Here is a 24,882-nt window from a genome sequence, read left to right as displayed (position 1 = left end):
AGGTTATCGGCTGGCGCGCGCCAGGCTCAGGGCCGCCCGGATGAGCGGCCACTGCAGCGGCAGCCGTGCCACGACGCCGGCCTTGTACGCCGGCGAGGCGCGCCGGCTGCGGACCACGTCGGCGGCCATCTGCACGTTGGCGGGGAACACGGCGGCGAGGAGTCCGGCGGACGCCAGCGCCCCCACCCGCCGGGTGCGCGGCGCCACGACGGCCGCCGCGCAGACGAGCTCCGCCACGCCCGAGGCCAGGACGAGCTCGCGGTGACGGGGCAGGAACCTGGGCACGATCGCCTCGAAGACCCGGGGCCGGACCAGGTGGATGACACCGGAGACGGCGAACGGGACGGCGACGAGCGCCAGGTCGGTGCGACGGGACATGGGTCTTCTTCCGGTGGGGGCGGTGCGGGTCAGAGCAGGATCGAGGCGAACGTCTCGACCTGGCGGAAGCCGACGTTCTCGTAGGCGCGCCGGGCGGGCGTGTTGTGCTCGTTGACGTAGAGCGTGACCGACGGGGCCACCGAGCGGCGCACCTGCCGGATCACCGAGGCCAGGGCGGGGGCGGCGACGCCGGTGCCGCGCAGGTCGGGGTGCACCCAGACGCCCTGGAGCTGGCACCCGGTGTCGGTCGCGGCGCCGACCTCGGTCTTGAACAGGACGGTGTCGTTCTCGATGATCGCGTAGGACCAGCCCATCGACACGAGCTGCGTGACCCGGGCCCGGTAGCCGCTCGGCGAGCCGACCGACTCGGGGTGGACGCCGACCTCCTCGGTGAACATCGCCACGCACGCGGGGTAGAGGGTGTCGACCTGGTCGATCCGCACCGGCTTGACCCGCGGGTCGAGCGGGACGTCGCTGTCGTGCTTGAGCACCATGAAGGGCTGCGCCGGACGCGGCGACCGCGCCGGGCCCCACGCGTCCTTGACGAGGTCCCACAGCGGCAGCACGGCCCGGGCGGGGCCGACCAGCGAGCTGGGCTTGTGACCGTGTGAGAGCAAGCGGCTGCCGAAGGCCTCGATCGCGGCCGGCGTGGCCTGCGCCGGGACGACGTTGGCGCCGACGTGCAGCAGCGACACCGCCGCACCGTCCTCGAAGTAGCCCCACAGCTCGGCCCCGAACCACCGACGGTCGAGGCGGGTGGAGTCGACCCGGTGGCGCACGAACATGTCGACGAGCGGCTCGCGCTCGAGGACCTCGTGGATGAGCTCGAGGTCGGCCCGCCCCAACGGCCTCACGTACGAGGACGTCGCTGCGGGTGTGTCGCAGACCTCAGTCATGGGAAAAGCGTAACCGGCGGTCCGGTGGGCGACACGGCTCCGTCAGGAGACGGAGACCGAGGCGCCGCCGCCCTCGACCGGCTCCATCGTCTCGGCGATGCGCATGGCCTCTTCGATGAGGGTCTCGACGATCTGGCTCTCGGGCACGGTCTTGATGACCTCGCCCTTGACGAAGATCTGGCCCTTGCCGTTGCCGGACGCGACCCCGAGGTCGGCCTCGCGGGCCTCGCCCGGGCCGTTGACGACGCAGCCCATGACGGCGACGCGCAACGGCACCTCCATCCCCTCGAGGCCGGCGGTGACCTGCTCGGCGAGCGTGTAGACGTCGACCTGCGCGCGGCCGCACGAGGGGCAGGAGACGATCTCCAGCTTGCGCGGTCGCAGGTTCAGCGACTGCAGGATCTGGATGCCGACCTTGACCTCCTCGACCGGCGGGGCCGAGAGGGAGACGCGGATCGTGTCGCCGATGCCCTTGCTGAGCAGTGCGCCGAACGCGGTGGCGCTCTTGATCGTGCCCTGGAACGCCGGGCCGGCCTCGGTGACGCCCAGGTGCAGCGGCCAGTCGCCGCGCTCGGAGAGCATCTCGTAGGCCTTCACCATGACGACGGGGTCGTTGTGCTTGACCGAGATCTTGAAGTCGTGGAAGTCGTGCTCCTCGAACAGCGACGCCTCCCACACGGCCGACTCGACGAGCGCCTCGGGCGTGGCCTTGCCGTACTTCTCCAACAGGCGCTTGTCGAGCGATCCGGCGTTGACTCCGATGCGCAGCGAGACGCCCGCGTCCTTGGCCGCCTTGGCGATCGCGCCGACCTGGTCGTCGAACTTGCGGATGTTGCCCGGGTTGACGCGGACGGCGGCACAGCCGGCGTCGATCGCGGCGAACACGTACTTGGGCTGGAAGTGGATGTCGGCGATGACCGGGATCTGCGACTTGCGCGCGATCGCGGGGAGCGCCTCGGCGTCGTCCTGGCTGGGGCACGCCACGCGCACGATGTCGCAGCCGGCGGCGGTGAGCTCGGCGATCTGCTGCAGCGTCGAGTTGATGTCGGACGTGAGCGTCGTGGTCATCGACTGGACCGAGACCGGGGCGTCGCCGCCGACGTCGATCGAGCCCACCTTGATCTTGCGGGTGGGGCGGCGAGGCGCGAGGACCGGCGGCGGAGCCTCGGGCATTCCGAGGTCGACCCCGGTCACGAGATTCTCACCGGATTGACGATGTCGGCATAGATCAGGACCACACCCATGACTATAAGGAGGACCCCCACGACGTAGGCCACGGGCAGCATCTTGGCGACATCGACGAAGCCCGGATCGGGCCGTCCGCGCAGGCGCGCGAACGTGCGACGGAGCTGCTCCCAGAGGGCCCCGGCGATGTGGCCGCCGTCGAGCGGCAGCAGCGGGATCAGGTTGAACAGCCACAGGAACAGGTTCAGGCTCGCCAGCAGGCTGATGATGCGCTGCGCGCGCTCGCCCCAGGTCGGGTCGTCGTACGTCACGAGCTCGCCCGCCACGCGGCTGGCGCCCACGACGCTGACCGGGCCGTCCGCCTCCCGCTCGGCGCCGAACGCGGCCTGGACGACGCCGACCATGCGCACCGGCAGGTGCACCAGCGCGTTGGCGGTGGCGCCGATCATCTCGCCCATCTGGTCGACCACGAAGAGGGGTCCCTGGCGCTCGGTCACGAACTCCGGCGAGACGCCGAGGAAGCCGACGTTCTCGACCCGCTCGGGGTCGTCGATCGACGCACGCGCCAGTACTGAGGTGTTGACGGTGACCTGCTGGGCGGTGCCGTCGCGCTCGAAGCCGATCGTGGCCTCGCGGTCGCCGTTGCGGCGGATCAGCGTGGTGAGCTCGGTCCAGTCGTCGAGCCGCTCGCCGTTGAACGTGGTGAGCACGTCCCCGGGCTCGAGGCCGGCCTTCCGAGCGGGCGTGATCGGATCGGCGTCCGTGCAGGCGCGCCCGGCCTCGGCGTCGGTGACGGCGCAGTCGGACACCTGCGAGACGGTGGTGGTCGGCGTGGGCACCCCGAACGCCATGAACGAGATCGCGAACAGGACCGTGGCGATCAGCAGGTTCACCGTCGGGCCGCCGGCCATCACGATGACCTTCTGCCACCACGGCCTGCGGTAGAACAGCCGGTCCTCGTCGGCCGGGTCGACGTCCTCGTACTCGGCGGCCCGTGCGTCGGTGGCCATCTGCGTGAACATGCCCGTGTTGGAGGAGCGCACGACGAGGTGCCCGTCGTGGTCGCGCTCCTCGCGCTCGGGCGGCAGCATGCCGACGAGCTTGACGAAGCCACCGAGCGGGATCAGCTTCAGCCCGTACTCGGTCTCGCCCCGCTTGACGGACCACACGGTGCGGCCGAAGCCGACGAAGAACTGGGTGACCTTGACGCCGAACCTCTTGGCCGGCCACATGTGCCCGACCTCGTGCAGCGCGATCGAGACGGCCACGCCGATGAGGAAGACGATCACGCCGAGCGCGTACATCATCGGCTCGTCACCTCCGCGCGCCCGGCGACGACCTCGCGGGCGCGGTCGCGCGCGGCGGCGTCGGCGGCCAGGACCCGCTCGACGGTCAGGTCGCCGGTGGCCCACACCGGATCGACCAGGTGCTCGTCCACGATGGCGGCGACCGTGTCGACGATGCCGAGGAAGTCGAGGTCGCCGGCCATGAAGGCGGCGACGCAGACCTCGTTGGCGGCGTTGAACACCGCCGGGGCCGTGCGGCCGAACGAGCCGGCCCGCCGCGCGACGGAGATCGCCGGGAAGGCGGTCTCGTCGAGCGGGAAGAACTCCCACGCCGTGGGCGAGGTCCAGTCGCAGGCGGGCACCGCGCCGGGGACGCGGCGGGGCCAGGACAGGCCGAGGGCGATCGGCAGCCTCATGTCGGGCGGGGACGCCTGGGCCATGGTCGATCCGTCGACGAACTCGACCATCGAGTGCACGACGGAGGTCGGGTGCACCACGACGTCGATCCGCTCGTACTCGATCCCGAACAGCAGGTGCGCCTCGATGACCTCGAGCCCCTTGTTGACGAGGGTGGCCGAGTTGATCGTGATGACCGGGCCCATGTCCCAGGTGGGGTGGGCCGCGGCCTGCTCGGGCGTCACGTCGCGGAGCTCGTCGCGGGTGCGGCCACGGAACGGGCCGCCGCTGGCGGTCAGCACCAGGCGGCGGACGTCCTCGGGGTCCTCACCGCGCAGGGCCTGCGCCAGGGCGGAGTGCTCGGAGTCGACGGGCACGAGCTGTCCCGGCTTCGCGGCGTCGAGCACCAGGCTGCCGCCGATGATCAGCGACTCCTTGTTGGCCAGCGCGAGCGTGGCACCGGTCTCGAGCGCCGCGAGCGTCGGCAGCAGGCCGACCGCTCCGGTCATGCCGTTGAGCACGGTGTCGGCGGGGACGCGAGCGGCCTCGGCGGCGGCATCGGGCCCGGCGAGGAGTCGCGGCAGCCGGTACTCCCCCGCCGACCAGCCACGGCGCTGCGCCTCGGCGTAGAGGGCCAGCTGAACGTCCTGGGCGGCGGTCGCATTGGCGACGGCGACGACCTCGACGCCGAACTCGAGCGCCTGCGACGCCAAGGTCGACGGATCGGCGCCCCCGGCGGCCAGCGCCACCACGTCGAACCGGTCGGGATTGGCTCGCACCAGGTCGAGCGCCTGCGTGCCGATCGACCCGGTCGAGCCCAGAACGACCACGCGCGAACTCATGGGGCCCATTGTGGCACCGGCCGCCGAACCGCGGACCCTCGCGGCGGAACCGGCTCAGGTCAGCGTGCCACCGTGCAACAGCGTCGCCAGGACGTCGCCGAACCGGCGCTCCATCCGCTCGCCGTAGTCGCCCTCGTCGTGGACGGACGAGGGCGCCGGGTCGACGCGCCCCGCGCGCAGGACCAGGTCGAACTCGTACTCCTCGTCCGCGGCGCGGATCATGACCGGATCGCCCGTGATCGTGAACGACGCGTCGGGGTCGGGCTCGGCGCCCAGGCGGACGATCGCCAGCACGCTGACGACCCAGAGGTGGCGGTCGGGCACGTCCAGGTGCACCGGAGCCCCGGCACGCAGTCCGAGGTCACGCAGGCCGCCGGCCAGCGACGCCGACTCGTGCAGCAGCTGGGCGTACGACAGCGTGCCCGACGCCGTGGACAGCGCGGCCTCGTCGGCCCGGCCGGCGACGACGTGGCGGTCGAGCGCCCGGAACGCGACGCTCTGCGGCCGTCCCATCAGTGCCCCCGGAAGATCGGGTCGCGCTTCTCGGCGCGAGCGGTGGCGGCTTCCTTGACGTCCTCGCTGGCCCAGACGTCGGCGAAGCTCTGCGCGATGCGCTCGTCGTCGGTGCTGCCGTTGAGGACGAGCTTGTTGTGGGCCAGGGTCAGCGGCGCCAGCGTGGCGATCTCGTGCGCCCACGCCACGGCGTCCTCGAGCCTGCCGGCGCGATCGGCCAGGCCGCACGAGAGGGCCTCGTCCCGGTCGATCGTGTCCGCGGCGAGCATCACCCGCCGGGCGCGGCCCGAGCCCGCGAGCTGGGCCAGGGTGCGGATCGTCCACGCGTCGACGGCCATGCCGTTGCGTGCGGTGGGCACCGCGAAGCGAGCACGCTCGTCGACGACGCGCAGGTCGCACGCGATGGCCAGCTGGGTGCCTGCCCCGATCGCCGGGCCGTTGACGGCCGCGATGACCGGGACCGGGACCTCGGCCAGGTGGTGCAGCATCCGGTACAGCGCCTCGATGAACTCGTCGCCGTACACGCCGTCGAGGTCGGCGCCGGCGCAGAAGGCCGATCCGTCCCCGGTGACCACGAGGGCGCGAGCCTCCTGGTCGACGGCGTCGACGACGGCCTCGTGGATCTCGCGGCACAGCGCCAGGTTCAGCGCGTTGCGCCGGTCGGGACGGCCGAGGGTCAGCACGACGACGTCGCCGTCGCGCGCGATGGTCAGCAGGTCGGGCATGTGACCCAACCTAGCGAGCGACCATCGCGCGGACGGCTCGGCCTCACTTCACTTCGGTGCGCTGGATCCGCAGGTAGCCCAGGACGCCCGGCACCACGACCCACAGGAAGATCGTGAACGCGAACCGCACGTACTCGACGGGACCGACGTCCACCGCCTCTCCGAAGAAGTTCTCGCCGCTGATCAGGGGCATCGCCGCGTAGTTGAAGTCCACCCAGGGCAGCAGGTCGCGCGCCCACTCGAAGATGAAGCTCAGGACCGGGTAGACCATGACCGGCAGGATCAGCGCGACCACGTAGAAGACCGCGATCGTGGCGGGCGTGTTGAGCAGCAGGGTCGCGAGGGCGAAGGCCATCCAGAAGAAGACCAGCTGCAGCACGACCGTCCAGAACAGCTGCTTGCCCGAGACGTTCCACACCGCATCGTGGTCGGTGATGAGCCCGTAGACGACGTTGCCCACGGCGCCGAGGGCGACGGCCAGGACGATGGTGCCGACGGCGAGCAGGGTGACCGAGACGAACTTCGCCGCCACCACCCGACCGCGGTTCGGCTGCAGCGTGAACGTCGTCAGGTGCGTGCGTTGGCTCCACTCGCTGCTGACCGTCAGGATCGCGAAGATCGGGACGAGGATCGAGACCGGGATCGTCATGACGTCCGAGAACCCGGAGGCGGTGATCGTGACCTCGTCGTTGAGCGCGACGACGAGCAGCGTGAGACCCATCGCCAGGACGATCAGCAGGCCGGTGATGATGAACAGCCACCGGCCACCGCGGGTGTCGAACATCTTGCGCGTCTCGACGCGGACCTCGCGCCCGAACGGGATCGCCGGTCGGGTCGTGTCGATCGTGGGCTGGTTGGTGAGCGTGCTCATGCCTGGACTCCTTCGGGGGCGATGACGTCGCGCTGGTCCTCGGCGGTCAGCTGGAGGAACATGGCCTCCAGGCCGGCGCCGTCGGCCTCGCGCAGTTCGATGAGGGGCACGCCGGCCGCGGCCGCGGCCAGGCCCACCTGCTCGGGCGTCGCGGTGGAGGTGACGGCGTCGGACGCCTGGCTCGCCTCCAGTCCGGCGGCCTCGAGCGCACGGACGAGAGCGGCGTTGTCGCGCGCCCGGACGCGGCTGCCGGCGGTGCGGAGCAGGTCGTCCTTCGTCCCCATGGCGACGATGCGGCCGTGGCCGATGACGATCAGGTCGTCGGCGATGATCTGGATCTCGTGCAGCAGGTGCGACGAGAGCATCACGGTGCCGCCGCGGTTGGCGTACTCGCGCAGCAGCTGGCGCATCCAGTGGATGCCGGCCGGATCGAGTCCGTTGACCGGCTCGTCGAGGATCAGGACCCGCGGATCGCCCAGCAGCGCGTGGGCGATGCCGAGCCGCTGGCGCATGCCGAGCGAGTAATTGCGCACACGCCGCTTGGACTCCTTGGGCGTCAGGCCCACCAGCGCGAGCATCTCGTCGACGCGCTCGGCGGGGAGCCCCATCGCCCGCGCGCCGATGGTCAGCACCTCGCGGCCCGTGCGGCCGCCGTGCTGGGCCGACGCGTCCAGCAGGACGCCCACCTGCGCGGCGGGGTTCGGGATGTCGGCGTAGGCGACGCCGCCGATCGTGGCGGTGCCGGAGGAGGGACGGGTCAGGCCCGTGATCATCCGCATCGCGGTGGACTTGCCGGCGCCGTTCGGGCCGAGGAAGCCGGTGACGCGACCCGGCTGGCACACGAACGAGACGTCGTCGACGGCGCGGAAGTCGCCGTACGACTTGGAGAGATTTCGGACTTCGATCATGGACTCCACCCTGCCGTGTCCGGCGGCTCCGGCGCTGCATCCGACACGCCAGACCCGATGGCCGAAAGTAGGGGGTGCGTCGGCCGCCGGTCCGATGCCTCCCCGCGTCGAGCGCACCTATCCTGAACCGGTGACGACGCCCGCTCCCCCGATCTCCCGGTGGGGGTACACGTGGCGGATCGGCCTGGTGATGCTGATCTCGGCCATCGCGTGGTCGCCCCTGGTCGAGTACCAGTGGGAGCAGGCCCGCTGGTGGTTCTGGCTCGACCTCCTGCTGGGCGCCGCCAGCTTCGTGGCCGTCTTCTGGCGCCGGCGCTTTCCCGTGGCGGTGGCCCTGTCGACCAATCTCGTCGCCGGGTTCTTCCTGTCGGCGGGCGGACCCGCGACCCTGGCGCTGTTCTCGCTCTCCACGCGGCGCCGCTGGCGGGAGATCCTGCCGGTCAGCGCCGCCAGCGCCCTGTCCGGGGGTGGCTTCATCCTCTTCGGCGACCCCTCGGGCCAGGGCCGCGAGCTGATCCTGGTCGACCTCGCGCTGCTGACGACGATCATCGCGATCACGGTGGGCTGGGGCATGTTCGTCGGCTCGCGACGCGAGCTGCTGGCCACCCTGCGCGACCGGGCCGAGACCGCCGAGTCCGAGCAGGCCGCGCGCGTGGCCCAGGCCCGGATCGCCGAGCGCGCCCGGATCGCGCGCGAGATGCACGACGTGCTCGCCCACCGGATCTCGATCGTGACGATGCACGCCGGCGCCCTGTCCTACCGCGACGACCTCTCCGCCGACGAGGTCAAGGCGACGGCCGCGACGATCGAGCAGAGCTCCCGGCTGGCGCTGGTCGAGCTCCGCGAGGTGCTGGGCGTGCTGCGTGAGGACGCCGGGGACGCCGAGCCCGAGCCGCCGCAGCCCACGGCCGCCGCGATCCCCGACCTGCTGGGGCACTTCCGGGGCACGGGCATGAACCTCGTCGCCGAGCTCCTGGTCGACCCGTCCGCGGTCCCGGGAGGGATCGGCCGCACCGCGTACCGCGTGGTGCAGGAGGGCCTGACCAACGCGGCCAAGCACGCTCCGTACGCGCGCGTGCACCTGGCCGTGTCCGGCGGGCCCGAGGACGGGCTCGTCATCGAGGTGTCGAACCCGCTGCCCGCCGGGCAGGCCCCGTCGAGCCTGCCCCCGTCGGGCCTGGGGCTCGTGGGCCTGGCCGAGCGGGCCGAGCTCGCCGGGGGCCGGTTGCACCACGCGACGCTGTCGGACCACCACGTCCTGAGAGTCTGGTTGCCATGGAACGCGTGACCCGGGTGCTGCTGACCGACGACGACCCTCTGGTGCGGGCGGGGCTGGCCCTGATCCTGGGCGGCTCCCCGCACGTCGAGGTCGTGGCCGAGGCGGCCGACGGGCGCGAGGCGCTGGCCGTCCTGCGCGAGCGGCCCGTCGACCTCGTCCTGATGGACCTGCGCATGCCGGTGATGGACGGCATCGAGGCCACCCGGGCGATCACCGCGGAGCCCGACGCCCCGAAGGTCCTCGTGCTGACGACGTTCGACGCCGACGACCACGTCGTCGCGGCGCTGGCGGCCGGCGCCGCGGGCTTCCTGCTGAAGGACACTCCTCCCCCGCGCATCGTGCAGGCGATCGAGGCGGTGATGGCCGGAGAGCCGATGCTGTCGCCCGCGGTGACCGAGAACCTCATCCGGCAGGTCACGGCGGACACCACCGACCACCGCCGCACCGACGCCGCCCGGCTCGTGGACACCCTGACCGAGCGCGAGCTGGACGTCGCCCGAGCGGTCGGACAGGGCCGCTCCAACGCCGAGATCGCGGGCGAGCTCTTCATGAGCCTGGCCACCGTGAAGGCGCACATCTCGCGCATCTTCGCCAAGCTCGACGCCACCAACCGGGTCCAGGTGGCGATCACCATGCACGACGCCGGCTGCCTCTGAGGCTCGCCTCCGACCAGCCCGTGACAACTTTTGGAACCGGATCCACGTCTGAGCACTCCGTCGACGTGAAACGAGTTCCAAAAGTGGGGTGGGAGAGGCGATTGCGCCCCCGGAGGTCCTACTCGGCGGCGGCCAGCTGGCCGCAGGCGCCGTCGATGTCGGAGCCGCGGGTGTCGCGGACCGTCGTCGGGATGCCCTTGGCCTCGAGGCGGCGGACGAACTCGCGCTCGTCCTCGCGACGCGAGGCGGTCCACATGGAGCCGGGCGTCGGGTTCAGCGGGATGAGGTTGACGTGCACCCAGCCCCAGTCGCCGTAGGAGTTCAGGACGTCGCCGAGCATGTCCGCACGCCACGCCTGGTCGTTGATGTCGCGCATCATCGCGTACTCGATCGAGACGCGGCGCTTCGTCGTCTTCGCGTAGTTCCAGGCGGCCGCGACGGTCTCGGCGACGCTCGAGCGGTTGTTGATCGGCACCAGCTCGTTGCGCAGCTCGTCGTCGGGCGCGTGCAGGCTCAGCGCGAGGGTGACCGGGATGCCCTCCTCGGCCAGCTGCAGCATCCGCGGCACGAGGCCCACGGTGGAGACGGTGATGTTGCGGGCGCTCATGCCCAGCCCGTCGGGAGCGGGAGCCACCATGCGGCGCACGGCGCCGATGACGGCCTTGTAGTTGGCCATCGGCTCACCCATGCCCATGAAGACCACGTTCGACAGCCGGCCCGGGCCGCCGGGGATCGCCCCGGAGGACATCTGGTGGGCGGCGTCGACGACCTGGTCGATGATCTCGGCCGTGCTCATGTTGCGCTGCAGACCGCCCTGGCCGGTGGCGCAGAACGGGCAGGCCATGCCACAGCCGGCCTGGCTGGACACGCAGATCGTGGCGCGGTCGGGGTAGCGCATCAGCACCGACTCGACGAGCGCGTTGTCGAACAGGCGCCACAGGGTCTTGCGGGTCGTGCCCTTGTCGGCCTCGAGCACGCGCACCTGCGACAGCAAGGGCGGCAGCAGCGCGCCCACGATGGCGTCGCGCTCCTTCGCGGGGAGGTCGGTCATCTGCTCGGGGTCGCGCTCGTGCCGCGCGTAGTAGTGGTGCGCGACCTGCTTCACGCGGTACGGCTGGAGTCCCAGCTCCTCGGCGGCCGCCTTGCGCTCGTCACCCGAGAGGTCGGCCAGGTGGCGCGGCGGCTTGCCCCGCCCCTTCGCCGGTGCCATCACGAGGGGCAGCGGCTTCGGATTGACGTCCGCGACATTCACCTCGTTGGCCATGACTCCAGTGTCCCAGACGAGCCCCACCCGCAACGAATCCGCGCGACCGCGGCTCAGAGTGCCTGGTACCGCGGCGACAGCGAGGCGACGAACTCCAGCTTGTCCAGCACGGGACCGGCGATCACGAACGGGTAGAGCGGATCCTTGCCCATCGACCGGTTGATCTGGTTGAGCGCGACCGACAGGGGGATCCACACGCCCGTCACGAGGTCCCGGAACGAACGGAACGCCGCGATGTCGACCGACGTGAGGCCGAACGAGCAGGCCGTGTCGATCGTGTCGGTGATGTGCAGGAAGTGCGCGAAGGACTCCGCGAAGTCCTCGAAGGGGTGCATCGTGGCGTAGGCGCTGATGTAGCGGTCGCGCCATCCTGCGGGCGGCCCCTGCTCGTAGTGCCGGTCGAGCGCCTCGGCATAGTCCTCGCGCTCGTCGCCGAACAGCTCCCGCGCGGCCTCGAGGCGGTCGCCGCGGACGAGGAGCGCCTCGTAGTAGTGGCCCGTCTCGTGCCGGAAGTGGCCGAGCAGGGTGCGGTACGGCTCGTCGAGGTCGCGCCGGAGCCGTTCGCGGTGCACGCTGTCGCCCTCGGCCAGGTCGATCGTGACGATGCCGTTCTGGTGTCCCGTCGTGACCTGCTTGTTCGCGCTCGACAGCAGGTCGAACGCCAGCCCGTTCTCGGGGTCCTCGGCGCGGGTGACGATCGGCAGCTCGAGCGCGTCCAGCTCGACGATCAGCCGGCGCTTCGCCGACTCGGCACCGGGGAACGCGCGCATGCCGGCTGCATCGGCGTCGTTGGGGCGCGTGCGCGTGAGGGAGCAGTTGGAGCACAGCGTCCCCTCGAAGCGGGTGAGCCACGTGCAGGCCGACAGGTCGCGGTTGCTGCACAGCCACCACACGAGACCCTCGGCGTCGACGTACCGGCCCTGCGCGTCGACGGGGACGATCGCCCGCTCCTCACGGGAGAACCCGAGTCGCGCCCCGCACGCGACGCACGTGGAGTTCTCGAAGTAGAGGGGGTTGCCGCACTGACGACACTCGAAGGCACGCACGCTCCCACCCTGTCGCCGCCGGGCGGCTCGCGCCACCTCGGCGGCTCAGATCACACCAGCGGCGCGACGTCGACCTGCACGTCGAGGGTGGACGACTTGGCGTCGGTGTAGATGATGCCCTTGACCGGCGGGACGTCCTTGTAGTCGCGCCCCCGGGCCACGGTGACGTAGCGGTCGTTCGCCCACTGGTCGTTCGTCGGGTCGAGCGCCAGCCAGCTGCCGTCCGGGAGCCACACGGCCGCCCACGCGTGCGACGCGTCCGCACCGACGACACGCTCGCGCCCCGGCGCCGGGGTCGTCGCCAGGTAGCCGCTGATGTAGGCCACCGCGAGCCCGTGCGATCGCAGGCACGACAGCGTCAGGTGGGCGAAGTCCTGGCAGACCCCGGCGCGCTGGGCGAACACGTCGTCGATCCGGCTCGTGACCGTCGTGGCGCCCTTGTCGTACGTGAAGTCGGCGTGGATCCGGTGCATCAGGTCGGTGACCGCCTCGCCGACGGGACGGCCGGGGACGAGCGACTCGGCGGCGTACGCCCGCGCCTGCTCGGTCTGGTCGACCAGGGTCGAGGGCAGGGAGAAGTCGACGGCCCGCCACGCGCCGTCGACGTCGGGTCGGTCGGCCGGGCGCGCCTGCTCCCACGGGGTCGCCAGCACCGCCGGGTCGTGGACGGGCGGGACGACCTCGACCTCGCTCGTCGCGTCGACCACGAGCGTGCGGTGCGGGGACGTCACCTGGAAGTACGTGACCGCGTTGCCGTAGTAGTCCATGTCGCGCGTGGCATCGCCCGGCGTCGGCTCGATCCGGACGTCCACCGACTCGACGTGCTGCGTCGGCGAGGCGCGCGGCACGACGTGCGCGAGCCCGTAGCTGTTCGACACGTCCTCGTCGTACGTGTAGGTGGTGCGGTGCCACACGCGGTACCTCATGCGCCGGCTCCGACGGTCGAGAACGCGAGCGACCGCGGTACGGGTCCGGTGGCGAAGTGGACCTCGCCGACGGCGTCGGACAGCCGCATGAGGTGCTGGGCCGTGGCGTGGGCGAACCGCGCGAGGTTCGGCCGGTGGTCGCCCTCGGTGGCCAACAGGTCCGCGACGTCCAGCCGGTCGAGCTCCTCCAGCAGGTCGTCGACGAGCCGCTCGGGGCGCGTGGAGCCGCTGGAGCCGGGCAGCGTCGCCAGGGACGCGTCGATGGCGCGCAGGTTGAACAGCAACGAGCGCGGGTTGGTCTCGTCGAGCAGCAGCAGGTCCAGCACGGACGCCCCGCGCACCACGCCGCGGTGACGGCGGCGGTGCGTGATCGCGCTCTCGGACGCCTGCAGGACGGCGTGGTGGAGGTCGCGATCGACGTCGAGTCCGCGCCGCGCGGACAGCGTCGGTCCGATCACGTGGCACAGCTGGAGGCTGCGCTCGATCCCCCGGCCGATCTCCATGAGGTGCCAGCCCTCGTCGCGGACCATGTTGCCGGTGACCCCGTGCAGGGCCAGGACGTCGGTGAGCATCCGGCCGGCACTCTCGCCGATCTGCCAGCCGTGGGGGTTGGCCGCCAGCGCGCCCCGGGCGCGGTCCATCGCACCGAACACCCGGAACAGGTCCGGCGACACCTGGTCGCGCACACTCTGCGCGATCTCCTTGAGCCGCGCCACGGTCTGCGCCACCGACCCCGGCCGCCGCGCGTCCAGCAGCAGCGAGCGCAGGTCGCCCTCGAAGTCGGCGCGGTCGTACGCCGACGGACTGAGCGACCGCAGCGTGCCGGCGACGACCGAGAGCGTCTGCCCGCCGCTGGAGTGCGGACGGCCCTGGAAGTCCTCGGCGAGCTCGTGCGTGACGATCGCGAGGCGCAGCAGGTCCTCGACCCGCTCGGCGTAGCGGCCGAGCCAGAAGAGGTCGTCGAGCACGCGCGGCACCTGCGTGACGGGGGCGCGGGCCTGCGAGACCGGCAGCTGGTCCAGCAGGCCCTGGTCGGGCTCGTCCGGCGACTCCTTGAGGACCCACACGTCCTTGCTGACGCCCACCTGGTCGGGCGCGGTGCCGATCGGGGCGGCGGTGGCGAGGCCGCCGATCATGGGGCGGTAGCTGGAGCCGTGACGCAGGGTGAACGCCCGCAGGGTCAGCGCGTGCGGCTGCAGGATGCCGCGGTCGAGGGTCGGCGAGACCGAGACGGTCGCCCGCTCCTGCCCCACGAAGCGGTACGGCTCGGCCACGATCGCGGCCACCAGCGCGTCACGCGCCAGGTCGACCTCGAACGGCGGGTCGATGCGGCGGACGTCCAGCGCGTCGAGTCGGTCGATCACCTGGTCGCGCCCCTCGGGCGTGCCGGCCCAGACCGTCGGCACCCCGGCCAGGCGCAGCGGCTCGTCGAGCAGCTGCTCGCACATCGCCGACATGAAGGGCAGCAGGGCCGGGTTCTCCAGGACACCGGACCCGAGGCCGTTGACGACGGTGACCGAGCCGCGGCGCACCGCCTCGGTCAGGCCCGTCACGCCCAGCTGCGACTCACCGCGCAGCTCCAGCGGATCGCTCCAGTCGGCGTCCACCCGCCGCAGGATCACGTCGACGCGCTCGAGCCGGCCCAGCACCCGCATCCACACCGCGCCGTCGCGGGTCACCAGGTCGCTACCCTCGACCAGCGGGAAGCCCAGGGTCGTCGCGATGAAGGCCTGGTCGTACGCCGTCTCGGACGTCGGGCCCGGGGAGAGCACCACGACACGGGGGTTGTCCCGCCCGTGCGGGGCCGCCTGCGTGAGCGAGACGCGCAGCGCCTGGAAGAACGGGGCCAGGCGGTGCAGGCCCGCCTCGCGGTACGCGACGGGGAGCACGCGCGACAGCACCCGGCGGTTCTCCATCGCGAAGCCGATGCCGGACGGGGCCTGGGCGCGGTCGGCCAGGACCTGCCACTCCCCCGTCGGCGTCCGCCCGAGGTCGGTGCCGGTGATGACGAGCTGGCGCTGGTGGTCGACCCGGGTCCGGGCCACCACGCGCAGGAACCCGCTGTGGCCGAAGACGATGCTCGGCGGCAGCGTGCCGCGCGACAACAGCTCCTGCGGGCCGTAGAGGTCGAGCTGGATCGCGTTCAGCAGCTCGGCGCGCTGCGCGAGGCCCTTCTCGAGCACGGCCCACTCGTCGGCGGCGATGACCAGCGGCACGGGATCCAGGCGCCAGGAGCGCTGCTCGCCACCGGGCGGGGTGTAGACGACCGCCTCGTCGCCGAGCAGACGCGTGATCTCGCCCCCGACCCGGTTGAGCTCGGGAAGGGTGAGGTCGACGGCCTCGGCCGCGAGCCGCTTCCACGCCGTGCGCAGGGTGCCGTCGGGGCTGGCGACCTCGTCGAAGAGGGCCGCCGACTGGCCGAGCGACGGTTGCGTCACCGACGCGGCGTAGTCGCGAAGGACGGTCATGGCGTCAGACCAGCAGGTACATCACCAGGTACGCGACGGGCGCGACGGCGATGAGCGAGTCGAGCCGGTCCATGAGGCCGCCGTGTCCGGGGAGGAGGTCGCCCATGTCCTTGATGCCGAGGTCGCGCTTGATCAGCGACTCGCACAGGTCGCCCAGGGTCGCGAAGCACACGCCCGCGACGCCGAGCACGAGCCCGGCCCACCACGGGCCCTCGAGCGCGTAGACGACGATGAGGACGCCGCACGCGATGCCGGCGAGCAGCGAGCCGGTGAAGCCCTCCCAGGACTTCTTGGGCGAGATCGTCGGCGCCATCGGGTGCTTGCCGAAGAGCACGCCCGCGGCGTAGCCGCCGATGTCGGAGGCGATCGTCACGAGGATGAACGCCACGACGCGCCAGACGCCGTCGTCGACGGCGAGCATGCGCATGACGAACGTGCCCATGAGGAACAGGTACGACAGCAGGAAGATGCCGGCCGTCGCGTCGCGCACGAAGCCGTCGCTGCCCTCGCGCAGCCGCCACGCCATCGTCGCGATGACGGTGAGGGCCATGATCGCGGCCGCGGTGTCCATGTCGTCGTAGAAGCCGACGACGAGCATCGCGACGCCGCCGGTGAGCACCGGCACCAGCGGCACCTTGATGCCCGCCGTGGCGAGGGCGCGGGCGATCTCGAGCGCGGCCACCACGAGGGCGACCGCGGCCACGGCGAGGAACAGGTCCTTCACCCAGAACAGGGACAGCAGGACCATCGCCACGAGGCTGACGCCGACGGTGATCGCGGCGCGAAGGTCGCGTCCGGCGCGGCCGGTCTTCTTCTCCCCGGCCGCGTCGGGAGTCGGGACGTCAGACGTCAAGGAGCTCTGCCTCTTTGAGCTTCAACGCCTCGTCGATCTGGTCGACGTGCTTCTTCGTCACGGCGTCGAGGCGCTTCTCGGCGCCGGTGACGTCGTCCTTGCTGATCTCGGAGTCCTTCTCGGCCTTGTCGAGCGTCTGCTTGGCGCTGCGACGCACGCCGCGCACGGCGATGCGGCCGTCCTCGGCCTTGGACCGGGCGAGCTTGATGTACTCCTTGCGACGCTCCTGCGTCAGCTCGGGGAGCGTCACGCGCAGCACCTTGCCGTCGTCGGACGGGTTGACGCCCAGGTCGGAGTCGCGGATCGCCTTCTCGATGGCCGCCTTCGCGCCGATGTCGAACGGCTGGATGATGACGGTGCGCGCCTCGGGCACCTGGAACCCGGCCAGCTGCTGCAGGGGCGTGGGCGTCCCGTAGTAGTCGGCGGTGATCTGGGCGAACATCGCGGGGTGCGCGCGGCCCGTCCGGATTCCCTCGAATTCGTCGCGAGTGTGCTCGACCGCCTTCTTCATCCGGGTCTCGGCATCGCGCAGTGTCTCGTCGATCACGTCATGCTCCGTTGCATCGTCGGGGTGCCCACGCTCAGGCGTGGACGAGTGTTCCGATCATCTCACCACGCAGGGCACGGGTGACCGCACCCTCGTCGTTCATGTTGAACACCATCATGGGCAGGTTGTTCTCCATGCACAGCGCGAACGCGGCCGCGTCGACGACCTGCAGGTTGCGCTGGAGGGCCTCGGTGAAGGTCAGGCTGTCGAAGCGCGTGGCCTCGGGGTTGCGGCGGGGGTCGGAGTCGTAGACCCCGTCGACGCCGTTCTTGCTCATCAGGACCACGTCGGCCTTGATCTCGAGCGCCCGCTGCGCCGACACCGTGTCGGTCGAGAAGTAGGGCATGCCGGCGCCGGCGCCGAAGATGACGACGCGGCCCTTCTCCATGTGGCGGATGGCGCGGCGCGGGATGTACGGCTCGGCGACCTGCGACATCGCGATCGCGGACTGCACGCGGGTCTCGACGCCCTGCTTCTCGATGAAGTCCTGCAGGGCGAGCGCGTTCATGACGGTGCCCAGCATGCCGATGTAGTCGGCGCGGGCGCGCTCCATGCCGCGCTGGCTCAGCTCGGCCCCGCGGAAGAAGTTGCCGCCGCCGACGACGATCGCGACCTGCACGCCGTCACGGACCGCCTGGGCGACCTGGGCCGCGGCGTCGTTGACGACGTCGGGGTTGATGCCGACCGCCCCTCCACCGAAGACCTCACCGGACAGCTTGAGAAGGACGCGGCGAGCCATGGGACGAGATTATCCGATGCCGCGGACGCCGGTGCACGCACGTCGACACCGGCGCCCATGCACGAGGGCCCCGTGGATCACTCCACGGGGCCCTCGGTGCGATCGGGGTGCGACTCAGGCGCCGACCTCGATGTGGCTGAAGCGCTTGATCGTGATGCCGGCTTCCTCGGCGACCGCCTTGACGGTCTTCTTGTTGTCCGTGACGCTCGACTGCTCGAGCAGCACGTTCTCCTTGAAGAACCCGTTGACGCGACCCTCGACGATCTTGGGCAGCGCCTGCTCGGGCTTGCCCTCCTCCTTGGCCGTGGCCTCGGCGATCTCGCGCTCCTTGGAGACGATCTCGGCCGGAACCTCGTCGCGCGTCAGCCAGCGCGGGCGCATGGCCGCGATCTGCATCGCGACGCCGCGCGCGGCGGCCTCGTTGTCACCCTCGTACTCGACGAGCACGCCGACGGCCGGCGGCAGGTCGCTGGCACGACGGTGCATGTAGGTGGCGACGTTGCCGGTCAGCGAGCTGACCCGGCCCAGTTCGAGCTTCTCGCCGATGACCGCGGCCAGGGCGCTGATCGTCTCGGCGACGGTCTTGCCGTCCTCGAGCTGGACGTTCGCGAACTCCTCCGCGTTGGCCGGCTTGGCGGCGTCGGCGGCGACGGCGAGACGCTCGGCCAGCTCGATGAACTGGTCGTTCTTCGCGACGAAGTCGGTCTCGGAGTTGAGCTCGACGAGCGCCGTGCCGACGCTGGCGACGAGGCCCGACGAGGCCTCACGCTCGGCGCCGCGCTTGGCGGCCTTGGCGGCACCCGAGATCCGCAGGACCTCGACGGCCTTGTCGAAGTCGCCGTCGGCCTCGGTGAGGGCCTTCTTGGCGTCCATCATGCCCGCGCCCGTGGCGTCGCGGAGCTTCTTCACATCGGCAGCGGTGATTGCCATGTTTCAACCTCGGTTCTGGTGTTGCCGGCCCGACGGATCGCGTCGGGCCGGCAGATGGTCAGTGGCTCAGGACTCGGCGGGCGTCTCGGCCGGCGCCTCGGCGGCCGGGGCCTCCGTGGCGGGGGCCTCCGTGGCGGGGGCCTCGGCGGCGTCGGCCGCGGGGGCCTCGGCAGCAGGAGCCTCGGCAGCGTCGGCAGCGGGGGCCTCGGCAGCGGGGGTCTCGGCGGACTGCTCGGCCGCCTTCGAGGCCAGCAGCTCCTTCTCCCAGTCGGCCAGCGGCTCCTCGGCGCCGAGCTCCTCGCCCGGGGTCTCCTCGCCGGTCTTGGCGCCACCACGCGACATGAGGCCGTCGGCCACGGCGTCGGCGATGACGCGCGTCAGCAGGCCCACCGAGCGGATGGCGTCGTCGTTGCCCGGGATCGGGTAGTCGACGTCGTCGGGATCGCAGTTGGTGTCGAGGATCGCGACGATCGGGATGTTGAGCTTCCTCGCCTCGTCGACCGCGAGGTGCTCCTTCTTGGTGTCGACGATCCACACGGCGTTGGGAACGCGGCCCATGTCGCGGATGCCGCCGAGCGTACGGCTGAGCTTGGTGTACTCCCGACGCATCTGCAGGAGTTCCTTCTTGGTGCGGTTCGAGCCGGCGACGTCGTCGAAGTCGACCTCCTCGAGCTCCTTCATGCGCTGCAGGCGCGCGGACATCGTCGTGTAGTTCGTGAGCATGCCGCCGAGCCAGCGCTGGTTCACGAAGGGCATGCCGACGCGCTTGGCCTGCTCCTCGACGGGCTCCTGCGCCTGGCGCTTCGTGCCGACGAAGAGGATCGTGCCGCCGCGGGCGACGGTGCTCTTGACGAACTCGTACGCCGAGTCGATGTAGGACAGCGACTGCTGCAGGTCGATGATGTAGATGCCGTTGCGCTCGGTCATGATGAATCGCTTCATCTTCGGGTTCCAACGACGGGTCTGGTGCCCGAAGTGAACGCCGCTCTCGAGCAGCTGACGCATGGTGACGACGGCCATGGCCGTACTTCCTTTCAAACCAAGTTGACGCACCGCCGGTCGGCGGCGCCCTGGTGTCCGACGCGGGCCAACCCGACGGATCGGGACCCGGGCCGCGCCCCGTTCGGTTCTCACGTCACGGGAGAGGACACGCGAATTTCCGCCCCGGAGGGCAGATGGGACCAGTCTAGTCCACCGCCCCTCCCCCGAGGAAATCGGCATCACCGGAGTCCGAACGGCCGGTGTCCACAGGCCGGGAGGACGCCGGGAGCGTCGTCCACAGGGGCCACGTCGAGGATTCCCGCACCGGTCGCGCGACGGGTTGGCTCGCACCATGTCCCGCGCCCTCCGCCTGCTCGTCGTGACCCTCACCGCCCTGGCCGCCGCGTCCCCGGCCGCCGCCACGCCGTGGACCTGGCCGCTGGGCGACCACCGGATCGCCCGGCCGTTCGACCCGCCCGACTCCGACTACGGGGCGGGACACCGTGGCGTCGACCTGCCCGGACGGCCCGGGCAGACCGTGCGCGCCGTGGCCGCGGGTCGCGTCACGTTCGCGGGCCGGGTGGCCGGGGTGTGGACGATCACGATCACCCACGGCGCCGAGCGGTCGACGTACCAACCCGTCTCCCCCGTCGTCCGGGTCGGTGACGCCGTCACGGCGGGCCAGCCGATCGGCCGCCTGCTGGGTCGCCACCCCTCGTGCCGCCGCACGTGCCTCAACCTCGGCCGCCTCCGCGGCGACGCGTACCTCGATCCCGCCGACCTGCTCGGCTCGACGGGGTCCTACCGGTTGATCGACCCCGACGGGTCGCCACCGGACCCACCCGACCTCGGGGGCGGCGACCTGCCGATCGCAGGCCCGGTCACCTCCGCGTTCGGGATGCGGGTCCACCCGGTCACCGGCGTGCGCAAGCTCCACGACGGCGTCGACATCGGCGCAGCGTGCGGCACGGCCGTGCCGGCGGTGGCCGCGGGCGAGGTCACGCGCGCGGGCACGAACGGGCCGTACGGACTGCAGGTCGAGGTCCGGCACGCCGGCGGCACCCGCACCTCGTACGCCCACCTCGCGTCGGTCTCCGTGCGCCCGGGGGCGTCGGTCGGACGCGGCACGGTCGTGGGCCGGGTCGGCTCCACCGGCAGCTCGACCGGGTGCCACCTGCACTTCATGCGCCTCCTCGACGGGCGGCCCGTGGACCCGCTCGGCTCGGGTGGGTGACGGTCAGGCGCGCGGGTGCGCCTGCGTGTACGCCGCGCGCAGCCGGTCGGCGCTGACGTGGGTGTAGATCTGCGTGGTCCCGAGCGAGGCGTGGCCCAGCAGCTCCTGCACCGAGCGCAGATCGGCGCCGCCCTCGAGCAGGTGGGTGGCCGCCGTGTGGCGCAGCCCGTGCGGGCCGACGTCCGGCGCGTCGGGCACGGCGGCGACGCGCTCGTGCACGATGCGACGCACGACGCGGGCGTCGATCCGTCCGCCGCGCGCGCCGAGGAACAGCGCGGGTCCGCTGCCGGCGACGGCGAGCGCGGGACGACCCCGCTGCAGCCACGCCGTGAGCGCGTCATCGGCGGGCAGGCCGTAGGGGACCATCCGTTCCTTCGAGCCCTTGCCCAGCACCCGCAGCACCCGGCGCGACGTGTCAAGGTCGTCGACGTCCGCACCCACCAGCTCGCCCACGCGGACCCCGGTGGCCCACAGCAGCTCGATGATCGCCAGGTCGCGCAGACCGGTCGGCTCGTCGTCCTCGATGGACGCGACGATCGCGTCGACCACGCCACGCATGTCGCCCTGGTTCAGGGCGGGCGGCAGGGTGCGATGGGCCTTCGGGGCGGCCAGCAGCGCACCGGCGTCGGTCGTCGCACGTCCGGTGCGCTCGAGCCAGGCGCTGAAGACTCTCGCTGCCGTCGACCGGCGCGCCATCGTCGTGCGGGCCCGCCCCCGGGTCTGCAGGTTCGCGAGCCAGCTGCGCAGCGTGCGGATGCTGAGCTCGGCCGGGTCGACGTGCAGCAGCGTCGCGTGCTCGGCCAGGCCCGCCAGGTCGGTCAGGTACGCCCGCACGGTGTGGGCCGAGAGGTCGCGCTCCTGCACCAGGTGCCGCTCGTAGTCGGCCAGCGTGCGGGCCCACGCCTCGGAGAAGTCACCCACTCCCCCACTCTCGCACCGGTCGCCCGTCGATCCCGGGAGGCCGCTCAGGTCGGGTCGAGCCGCACCTCGGTGGCCTTGATGCTGAGCCAGACGTCGCGCCCGGGCTCGAGGTCGAGCTCGGCCGCCGCGGCCGTCGTCACGTCGGCCAGCCAGCCCGAGGCCTCGACCCGACACGTGCCACCCCGGAGCTCGACGGCCGCCACGACGGCCGGCACGACGTTCCGCGGGCTGCCCCCCGGCCGCACCCGATGGACGGCGACGGCGGTGGGCGCGAACGTCGCGGTGGCTCCCGACCCCGGCGACAGCGGCGTCAGCGCGGTGCCGGTCAGCTCACGACCGTCGGCCACCCGCAACCGGTCCGGACCCACCGCCACCCCCTCCACGAGGTTGACGCCCGCCAGGGCCGCACCGAACGCACTCCGCGGGTGGAGCAGGACGTGCCGCGCGGCCCCGAGATGGACGACGCGGCCCGCCTCGACGATCGCGACCTCGTCGGCCAGGGCCAGGGCGTCGAGCGGGTCGTGGGTGACCAGCACCGTCGTCCGGTCGGCGAGCACCTGCCGCAGGACACGCCGCAGCTCGGGGACGGCCTCGACGTCGAGCGCGGCCAGCGGCTCGTCCAGGAGCACGACGTCGGGCTCCACCGCGAGGGCGCGCGCGATGGCCACCCGCTGCGCCTGACCACCCGAGAGCTCCGCGGGGCGCCGATCGGCCCACTGCTGCGCGCCGACCCGCTCCAGCCATCGGTCGGCCGGCGCGGTGTCGGCCCTGCCTCGGGCACGCAGCCCGAACGCCACGTTCTCGCGCACGGTCAGGTGGGGAAAGAGCCGGGGGTCCTGACCCAGCAGGGCCACCGATCGACGATGCGGCGCGACCCACGTGCCGTCGCCGGCGAGCAGCCGCTCGCCCACGCGGACGTGTGCCCCGGCCGGGCGGTGCAGGCCGGCGATCGTCCTCAGCACCGTCGACTTGCCGGCGCCGTTCGGACCGAGGACGGCCAGCGTCGCACCCGCCCGGACCGCGATCTCGAGCGCGACGCCCCGCTCGGGGTCGCGGACCCGCGCTTCGAGCGTCACCACGGCGACCTCCCCGGCCGGTGGACGAGCGCGATCACGGCCACCGCGACGGCGACGAGCAGGAACGACAGGGCGATCGCGGCATCAGGATCGACCTCGCGCTGCAGGTAGATCTCGGTCGGCAGGGAGCGCGTGACGCCCTGGAGGCTGCCGGCGAACGTGACCGTCGCGCCGAACTCGCCGAGTGCGCGCGCGAACGACAGCACCGTGCCGGCGACCAGTCCCGGAGCCACGAGCGGCAGGGTCACCCGGCCCAGCACGCGGCCCGGCGCGGCGCCGAGCGTCGCGGCCACGTCGGCGTACCCGGGGTCCGCGGCGCGCAGGGCGCCCTCGAGCGTGACGACCAGGAACGGCAGCGAGACGAACGCCTGGGCCAGGACGACCGCGACCGTGGTGAACGCGATCTCGATCCCGAGGACCTCCAGGTGCTGCCCGAGCCAGCCCCGCCGGCCGAAGGTGGCGAGCAGGGCGATACCCCCGACGACCGGTGGCAGCACGAGCGGCACGAGCACCACCGCCCGGACCGCCGAAGCCCATCGCGCCGTCGACCGCGCCAGCACGAGCGCGAGCGGGACACCCAGCAGCAGGCACAGGACGGTGCTGGCCGAGGCCGTTCGCAGGCTCAGCCACAGCGCAGCGCGCGACGCCTCGGTGGTGACGAGGGAGCCGAAGTCACGCCAGTCCACGCGCAGCACCAGCCCGACCAGCGGCAGCGCCAGCAGCGCCCATCCGATCAGGGCCGGCGGGACGATCCAGGCCGGGACGTCGGGTCGGGTCCTCACGGTGTCCCGAACCCCGCCGCGTCGAGGGTCGCCCGGGCCTCCCGACCCGAGACGAAGGCCACGAACTCCGCCGCCAGTGCCTCGTCGGCCGGACCGTCGAGGGCGACGACCGGGCACCGGGTGACGACCCGCGCCGGGCCCGGGAGCTCGAGACCCGTCACGCGGTCGCCCGCCGCGAGCACGTCGGTGCGGTAGACGACTCCGGCGTCGGCCTCGCCGCTCGCGACCTTGCCCAGCACGTCCGCGACCGACTGCTCCTCGCTGACGGGCTCGACCTCGATCCCGGCGGTGTCGAGGGCCTCGCGCGCGGCCGCACCGCACGGCACCTGGGGCGCGCACAGGACGACCTTCACCCCGGGCCCGACGAGGTCCTGGAGCGACTTCACGGGACCGTCCCGCCGCGCGGCGACCTGCACCGTGTTGGTGGCGAAGACCACCGCCTCCGCCCGGGCGACGCCCACGTCGGCCACGAGCGACATCGTGCGCTCGTCGGCCGCGGCGAAGACGTCCGCGGGCGCCCCTTCGGCGATCTGGGCGGCGAGGCTGGACGAGCCCCCGAAGGACAGCCGGACGTCGACGCCCGCATGCTCGTCCTCGAACTCGTCGGCCAGCTCGGTGAAGGCCGTCGCGAGCGACGCCGCGGCTAACACCGTCAGCGTGCGCTCCGTGGACGCGGGGCCGGCGCCGCATCCGGAGAGCGCCAGCACCGACGCGAGGATGGCCGCGGCGTGAGCCCTCACGCGCGCGTGCCGGGGATCTCGAGGGCGACGTTCGTCGCCTTGACCACCGCGACCGCGACGACGCCGGGCTCGAGCCCGAGCTCGCGCACCGACTCGGTGCTGACGAGGGAGACGACCCGGTGTGGGCCGCACTGCAGCTCGACCTGGGACATGACCCGGTCGCTGACCACCTCGGTGACGATGCCGACGAACCGGTTCCGCGCCGAGCGCCCCACGGTGGTCGGGTCGGCGACGGACCGCCCCTCGGTCCGCACATACTCGGCCAACGCTCGACCGTCCACGACGGTCCGACCCGAGCCGTCCTTCGTCGACGGCAACCGGCCCGAGCCGATGAGGCGGCGTACGGTGTCGGTGCTGACACCGAGGAAATCCGCGGCGTCCGAGACACGCACCTGAGACATGAAGACGATGTTAACGGCTCAGGTGCGACACCGACAGGA

Annotated in this window: 26 protein-coding genes; 3 read left to right on the top strand and 23 right to left on the bottom strand. The window is 72.2% G+C overall.

What is annotated here, in order from left to right; translation table 11 throughout:
- Window positions 1–3: 3 nt before the first annotated feature.
- From AFL01nite_RS11295 to AFL01nite_RS11255, 9 genes are read right to left on the bottom strand one after another with little or no spacing between them, the layout of a single operon-like run.
- On the bottom strand, window positions 4–378 hold the full coding sequence (locus tag AFL01nite_RS11295) for a DoxX family protein (RefSeq protein WP_146827782.1): 375 nt from the start codon (window positions 376–378) through the stop codon (window positions 4–6).
- A 29-nt stretch (window positions 379–407) separates the two neighbouring features.
- Window positions 408–1,274 (bottom strand): GNAT family N-acetyltransferase, encoded by an 867-nt coding sequence (locus AFL01nite_RS11290; protein ID WP_146827781.1) that lies wholly within the window; start codon window positions 1,272–1,274, stop codon window positions 408–410.
- Window positions 1,275–1,316: 42 nt separating this feature from the next.
- Entirely contained in the window at window positions 1,317–2,447 is a 1,131-nt protein-coding gene (gene ispG / locus AFL01nite_RS11285) for a flavodoxin-dependent (E)-4-hydroxy-3-methylbut-2-enyl-diphosphate synthase (protein WP_146827841.1), read from the bottom strand.
- Between the two features lie 17 nt (window positions 2,448–2,464).
- Window positions 2,465–3,766, bottom strand: coding sequence for a M50 family metallopeptidase (locus AFL01nite_RS11280; protein ID WP_146827780.1), 1,302 nt, complete (start codon window positions 3,764–3,766; stop codon window positions 2,465–2,467).
- Window positions 3,763–4,983: a 1-deoxy-D-xylulose-5-phosphate reductoisomerase gene (gene dxr / locus AFL01nite_RS11275; protein ID WP_222593505.1), complete on the bottom strand. Its 1,221-nt coding sequence runs from the start codon at window positions 4,981–4,983 to the stop codon at window positions 3,763–3,765. The genes AFL01nite_RS11280 and dxr overlap by 4 nt, the downstream gene beginning before the upstream one ends.
- A 54-nt stretch (window positions 4,984–5,037) precedes the next feature.
- Window positions 5,038–5,496 (bottom strand): AMP-binding protein, encoded by a 459-nt coding sequence (locus AFL01nite_RS11270; RefSeq protein WP_146827778.1) that lies wholly within the window; start codon window positions 5,494–5,496, stop codon window positions 5,038–5,040.
- The gene (locus tag AFL01nite_RS11265; RefSeq protein WP_146827777.1) at window positions 5,496–6,221 is read right to left on the bottom strand and encodes an enoyl-CoA hydratase; all 726 of its coding nucleotides are present in this window, start codon (window positions 6,219–6,221) and stop codon (window positions 5,496–5,498) included. The genes AFL01nite_RS11270 and AFL01nite_RS11265 overlap by 1 nt, the downstream gene beginning before the upstream one ends.
- 43 nt (window positions 6,222–6,264) lie before the next feature.
- Window positions 6,265–7,092, bottom strand: coding sequence for an ABC transporter permease (locus tag AFL01nite_RS11260; RefSeq protein WP_146827776.1), 828 nt, complete (start codon window positions 7,090–7,092; stop codon window positions 6,265–6,267).
- Window positions 7,089–8,000: an ABC transporter ATP-binding protein gene (locus tag AFL01nite_RS11255; protein WP_186813924.1), complete on the bottom strand. Its 912-nt coding sequence runs from the start codon at window positions 7,998–8,000 to the stop codon at window positions 7,089–7,091. The genes AFL01nite_RS11260 and AFL01nite_RS11255 overlap by 4 nt, the downstream gene beginning before the upstream one ends.
- A 130-nt stretch (window positions 8,001–8,130) precedes the next feature.
- Between AFL01nite_RS11255 and AFL01nite_RS11250 the strand changes: the two genes are divergently transcribed.
- Both AFL01nite_RS11250 and AFL01nite_RS11245 read left to right on the top strand, forming a co-directional pair.
- Window positions 8,131–9,288, top strand: a complete 1,158-nt coding sequence (locus AFL01nite_RS11250) for a sensor histidine kinase (protein ID WP_246119692.1) — start codon at window positions 8,131–8,133, stop codon at window positions 9,286–9,288.
- A complete protein-coding gene (locus tag AFL01nite_RS11245) occupies window positions 9,276–9,935 on the top strand; it encodes a response regulator (RefSeq protein WP_146827773.1) in 660 nt (219 codons plus the stop codon). Before AFL01nite_RS11250 ends, AFL01nite_RS11245 begins: the two co-directional genes overlap by 13 nt.
- 118 nt (window positions 9,936–10,053) lie before the next feature.
- Here AFL01nite_RS11245 and rlmN read toward each other — a convergent pair whose 3' ends face one another.
- The 9 genes from rlmN to rpsB form a co-directional block, all read right to left on the bottom strand.
- Window positions 10,054–11,199: a dual-specificity RNA methyltransferase RlmN gene (gene rlmN, locus AFL01nite_RS11240; RefSeq protein WP_146827772.1), complete on the bottom strand. Its 1,146-nt coding sequence runs from the start codon at window positions 11,197–11,199 to the stop codon at window positions 10,054–10,056.
- Between the two features lie 53 nt (window positions 11,200–11,252).
- The gene (locus AFL01nite_RS11235; RefSeq protein WP_146827771.1) at window positions 11,253–12,245 is read right to left on the bottom strand and encodes a zinc-binding metallopeptidase family protein; all 993 of its coding nucleotides are present in this window, start codon (window positions 12,243–12,245) and stop codon (window positions 11,253–11,255) included.
- Window positions 12,246–12,295: 50 nt separating this feature from the next.
- Window positions 12,296–13,171 carry a transglutaminase family protein gene (locus tag AFL01nite_RS11230; RefSeq protein WP_146827770.1) on the bottom strand — a complete coding sequence of 292 codons (876 nt, stop codon included), beginning with the start codon at window positions 13,169–13,171 and terminating at the stop codon, window positions 12,296–12,298.
- A complete protein-coding gene (locus AFL01nite_RS11225; protein ID WP_146827769.1) occupies window positions 13,168–15,639 on the bottom strand; it encodes a circularly permuted type 2 ATP-grasp protein in 2,472 nt (823 codons plus the stop codon). Before AFL01nite_RS11225 ends, AFL01nite_RS11230 begins: the two co-directional genes overlap by 4 nt.
- A gap of 4 nt (window positions 15,640–15,643) precedes the next feature.
- Window positions 15,644–16,492, bottom strand: coding sequence for a phosphatidate cytidylyltransferase (locus tag AFL01nite_RS11220; RefSeq protein ID WP_246119691.1), 849 nt, complete (start codon window positions 16,490–16,492; stop codon window positions 15,644–15,646).
- A complete protein-coding gene (frr, locus tag AFL01nite_RS11215) occupies window positions 16,482–17,003 on the bottom strand; it encodes a ribosome recycling factor (protein ID WP_371862827.1) in 522 nt (173 codons plus the stop codon). Before frr ends, AFL01nite_RS11220 begins: the two co-directional genes overlap by 11 nt.
- Window positions 17,004–17,073: 70 nt before the next feature.
- The gene (gene pyrH, locus AFL01nite_RS11210) at window positions 17,074–17,778 is read right to left on the bottom strand and encodes a UMP kinase (protein WP_146827767.1); all 705 of its coding nucleotides are present in this window, start codon (window positions 17,776–17,778) and stop codon (window positions 17,074–17,076) included.
- Between the two features lie 114 nt (window positions 17,779–17,892).
- Window positions 17,893–18,708: a translation elongation factor Ts gene (gene tsf, locus AFL01nite_RS11205; RefSeq protein ID WP_146827766.1), complete on the bottom strand. Its 816-nt coding sequence runs from the start codon at window positions 18,706–18,708 to the stop codon at window positions 17,893–17,895.
- Between the two features lie 66 nt (window positions 18,709–18,774).
- Complete coding sequence (gene rpsB / locus AFL01nite_RS11200; protein ID WP_146827765.1) at window positions 18,775–19,728, bottom strand: 30S ribosomal protein S2; 954 nt, start codon at window positions 19,726–19,728, stop codon at window positions 18,775–18,777.
- A 313-nt stretch (window positions 19,729–20,041) separates the two neighbouring features.
- Here rpsB and AFL01nite_RS11195 point away from each other — a divergent pair, with 313 nt between their 5' ends.
- Window positions 20,042–20,923 carry a peptidoglycan DD-metalloendopeptidase family protein gene (locus AFL01nite_RS11195; protein WP_146827764.1) on the top strand — a complete coding sequence of 294 codons (882 nt, stop codon included), beginning with the start codon at window positions 20,042–20,044 and terminating at the stop codon, window positions 20,921–20,923.
- 3 nt (window positions 20,924–20,926) lie between these two features.
- Here AFL01nite_RS11195 and AFL01nite_RS11190 read toward each other — a convergent pair whose 3' ends face one another.
- The 5 genes from AFL01nite_RS11190 to AFL01nite_RS11170 are packed head-to-tail and all read right to left on the bottom strand — an operon-like array spanning window position 20,927 to window position 24,843.
- Entirely contained in the window at window positions 20,927–21,844 is a 918-nt protein-coding gene (locus AFL01nite_RS11190) for a tyrosine recombinase XerC (RefSeq protein WP_146827763.1), read from the bottom strand.
- A 44-nt stretch (window positions 21,845–21,888) separates the two neighbouring features.
- A complete protein-coding gene (locus AFL01nite_RS11185; protein ID WP_246119690.1) occupies window positions 21,889–22,923 on the bottom strand; it encodes a sulfate/molybdate ABC transporter ATP-binding protein in 1,035 nt (344 codons plus the stop codon).
- Window positions 22,917–23,702, bottom strand: coding sequence for an ABC transporter permease (locus AFL01nite_RS11180; RefSeq protein ID WP_146827762.1), 786 nt, complete (start codon window positions 23,700–23,702; stop codon window positions 22,917–22,919). Before AFL01nite_RS11180 ends, AFL01nite_RS11185 begins: the two co-directional genes overlap by 7 nt.
- Entirely contained in the window at window positions 23,699–24,442 is a 744-nt protein-coding gene (modA, locus tag AFL01nite_RS11175) for a molybdate ABC transporter substrate-binding protein (protein WP_146827761.1), read from the bottom strand. Before modA ends, AFL01nite_RS11180 begins: the two co-directional genes overlap by 4 nt.
- Window positions 24,439–24,843 carry a TOBE domain-containing protein gene (locus AFL01nite_RS11170; protein WP_146827760.1) on the bottom strand — a complete coding sequence of 135 codons (405 nt, stop codon included), beginning with the start codon at window positions 24,841–24,843 and terminating at the stop codon, window positions 24,439–24,441. The genes modA and AFL01nite_RS11170 overlap by 4 nt, the downstream gene beginning before the upstream one ends.
- Window positions 24,844–24,882 lie beyond the last annotated feature (39 nt).

The organism is Aeromicrobium flavum, from assembly GCF_007992115.1.
Classification (GTDB): Bacteria; Actinomycetota; Actinomycetes; order Propionibacteriales; family Nocardioidaceae; genus Aeromicrobium; species Aeromicrobium flavum.
Note: the sequence above shows the minus strand (reverse complement) of the source record. Positions and strands in the feature narration are given on the sequence as shown.

Coding starts and splice junctions, on each gene's coding strand:
- AFL01nite_RS11290 (WP_146827781.1), bottom strand. CDS start 1,274: ATGACTGAGGTCTGCGACACACCCGCAGCGACGTCCTCGTACGTGAGG.
- AFL01nite_RS11230 (WP_146827770.1), bottom strand. CDS start 13,171: ATGAGGTACCGCGTGTGGCACCGCACCACCTACACGTACGACGAGGAC.
- rlmN (WP_146827772.1), bottom strand. CDS start 11,199: ATGGCCAACGAGGTGAATGTCGCGGACGTCAATCCGAAGCCGCTGCCC.
- AFL01nite_RS11245 (WP_146827773.1), top strand. CDS start 9,276: ATGGAACGCGTGACCCGGGTGCTGCTGACCGACGACGACCCTCTGGTG.
- AFL01nite_RS11260 (WP_146827776.1), bottom strand. CDS start 7,092: ATGAGCACGCTCACCAACCAGCCCACGATCGACACGACCCGACCGGCG.
- ispG (WP_146827841.1), bottom strand. CDS start 2,447: ATGCCCGAGGCTCCGCCGCCGGTCCTCGCGCCTCGCCGCCCCACCCGC.
- AFL01nite_RS11265 (WP_146827777.1), bottom strand. CDS start 6,221: ATGCCCGACCTGCTGACCATCGCGCGCGACGGCGACGTCGTCGTGCTG.
- AFL01nite_RS11295 (WP_146827782.1), bottom strand. CDS start 378: ATGTCCCGTCGCACCGACCTGGCGCTCGTCGCCGTCCCGTTCGCCGTC.
- tsf (WP_146827766.1), bottom strand. CDS start 18,708: ATGGCAATCACCGCTGCCGATGTGAAGAAGCTCCGCGACGCCACGGGC.
- AFL01nite_RS11255 (WP_186813924.1), bottom strand. CDS start 8,000: ATGATCGAAGTCCGAAATCTCTCCAAGTCGTACGGCGACTTCCGCGCC.
- dxr (WP_222593505.1), bottom strand. CDS start 4,983: ATGAGTTCGCGCGTGGTCGTTCTGGGCTCGACCGGGTCGATCGGCACG.
- AFL01nite_RS11270 (WP_146827778.1), bottom strand. CDS start 5,496: ATGGGACGGCCGCAGAGCGTCGCGTTCCGGGCGCTCGACCGCCACGTC.
- rpsB (WP_146827765.1), bottom strand. CDS start 19,728: ATGGCCGTCGTCACCATGCGTCAGCTGCTCGAGAGCGGCGTTCACTTC.
- AFL01nite_RS11225 (WP_146827769.1), bottom strand. CDS start 15,639: ATGACCGTCCTTCGCGACTACGCCGCGTCGGTGACGCAACCGTCGCTC.
- AFL01nite_RS11280 (WP_146827780.1), bottom strand. CDS start 3,766: ATGATGTACGCGCTCGGCGTGATCGTCTTCCTCATCGGCGTGGCCGTC.
- AFL01nite_RS11195 (WP_146827764.1), top strand. CDS start 20,042: ATGTCCCGCGCCCTCCGCCTGCTCGTCGTGACCCTCACCGCCCTGGCC.
- frr (WP_371862827.1), bottom strand. CDS start 17,003: ATGAAGAAGGCGGTCGAGCACACTCGCGACGAATTCGAGGGAATCCGG.
- AFL01nite_RS11170 (WP_146827760.1), bottom strand. CDS start 24,843: ATGTCTCAGGTGCGTGTCTCGGACGCCGCGGATTTCCTCGGTGTCAGC.
- pyrH (WP_146827767.1), bottom strand. CDS start 17,778: ATGGCTCGCCGCGTCCTTCTCAAGCTGTCCGGTGAGGTCTTCGGTGGA.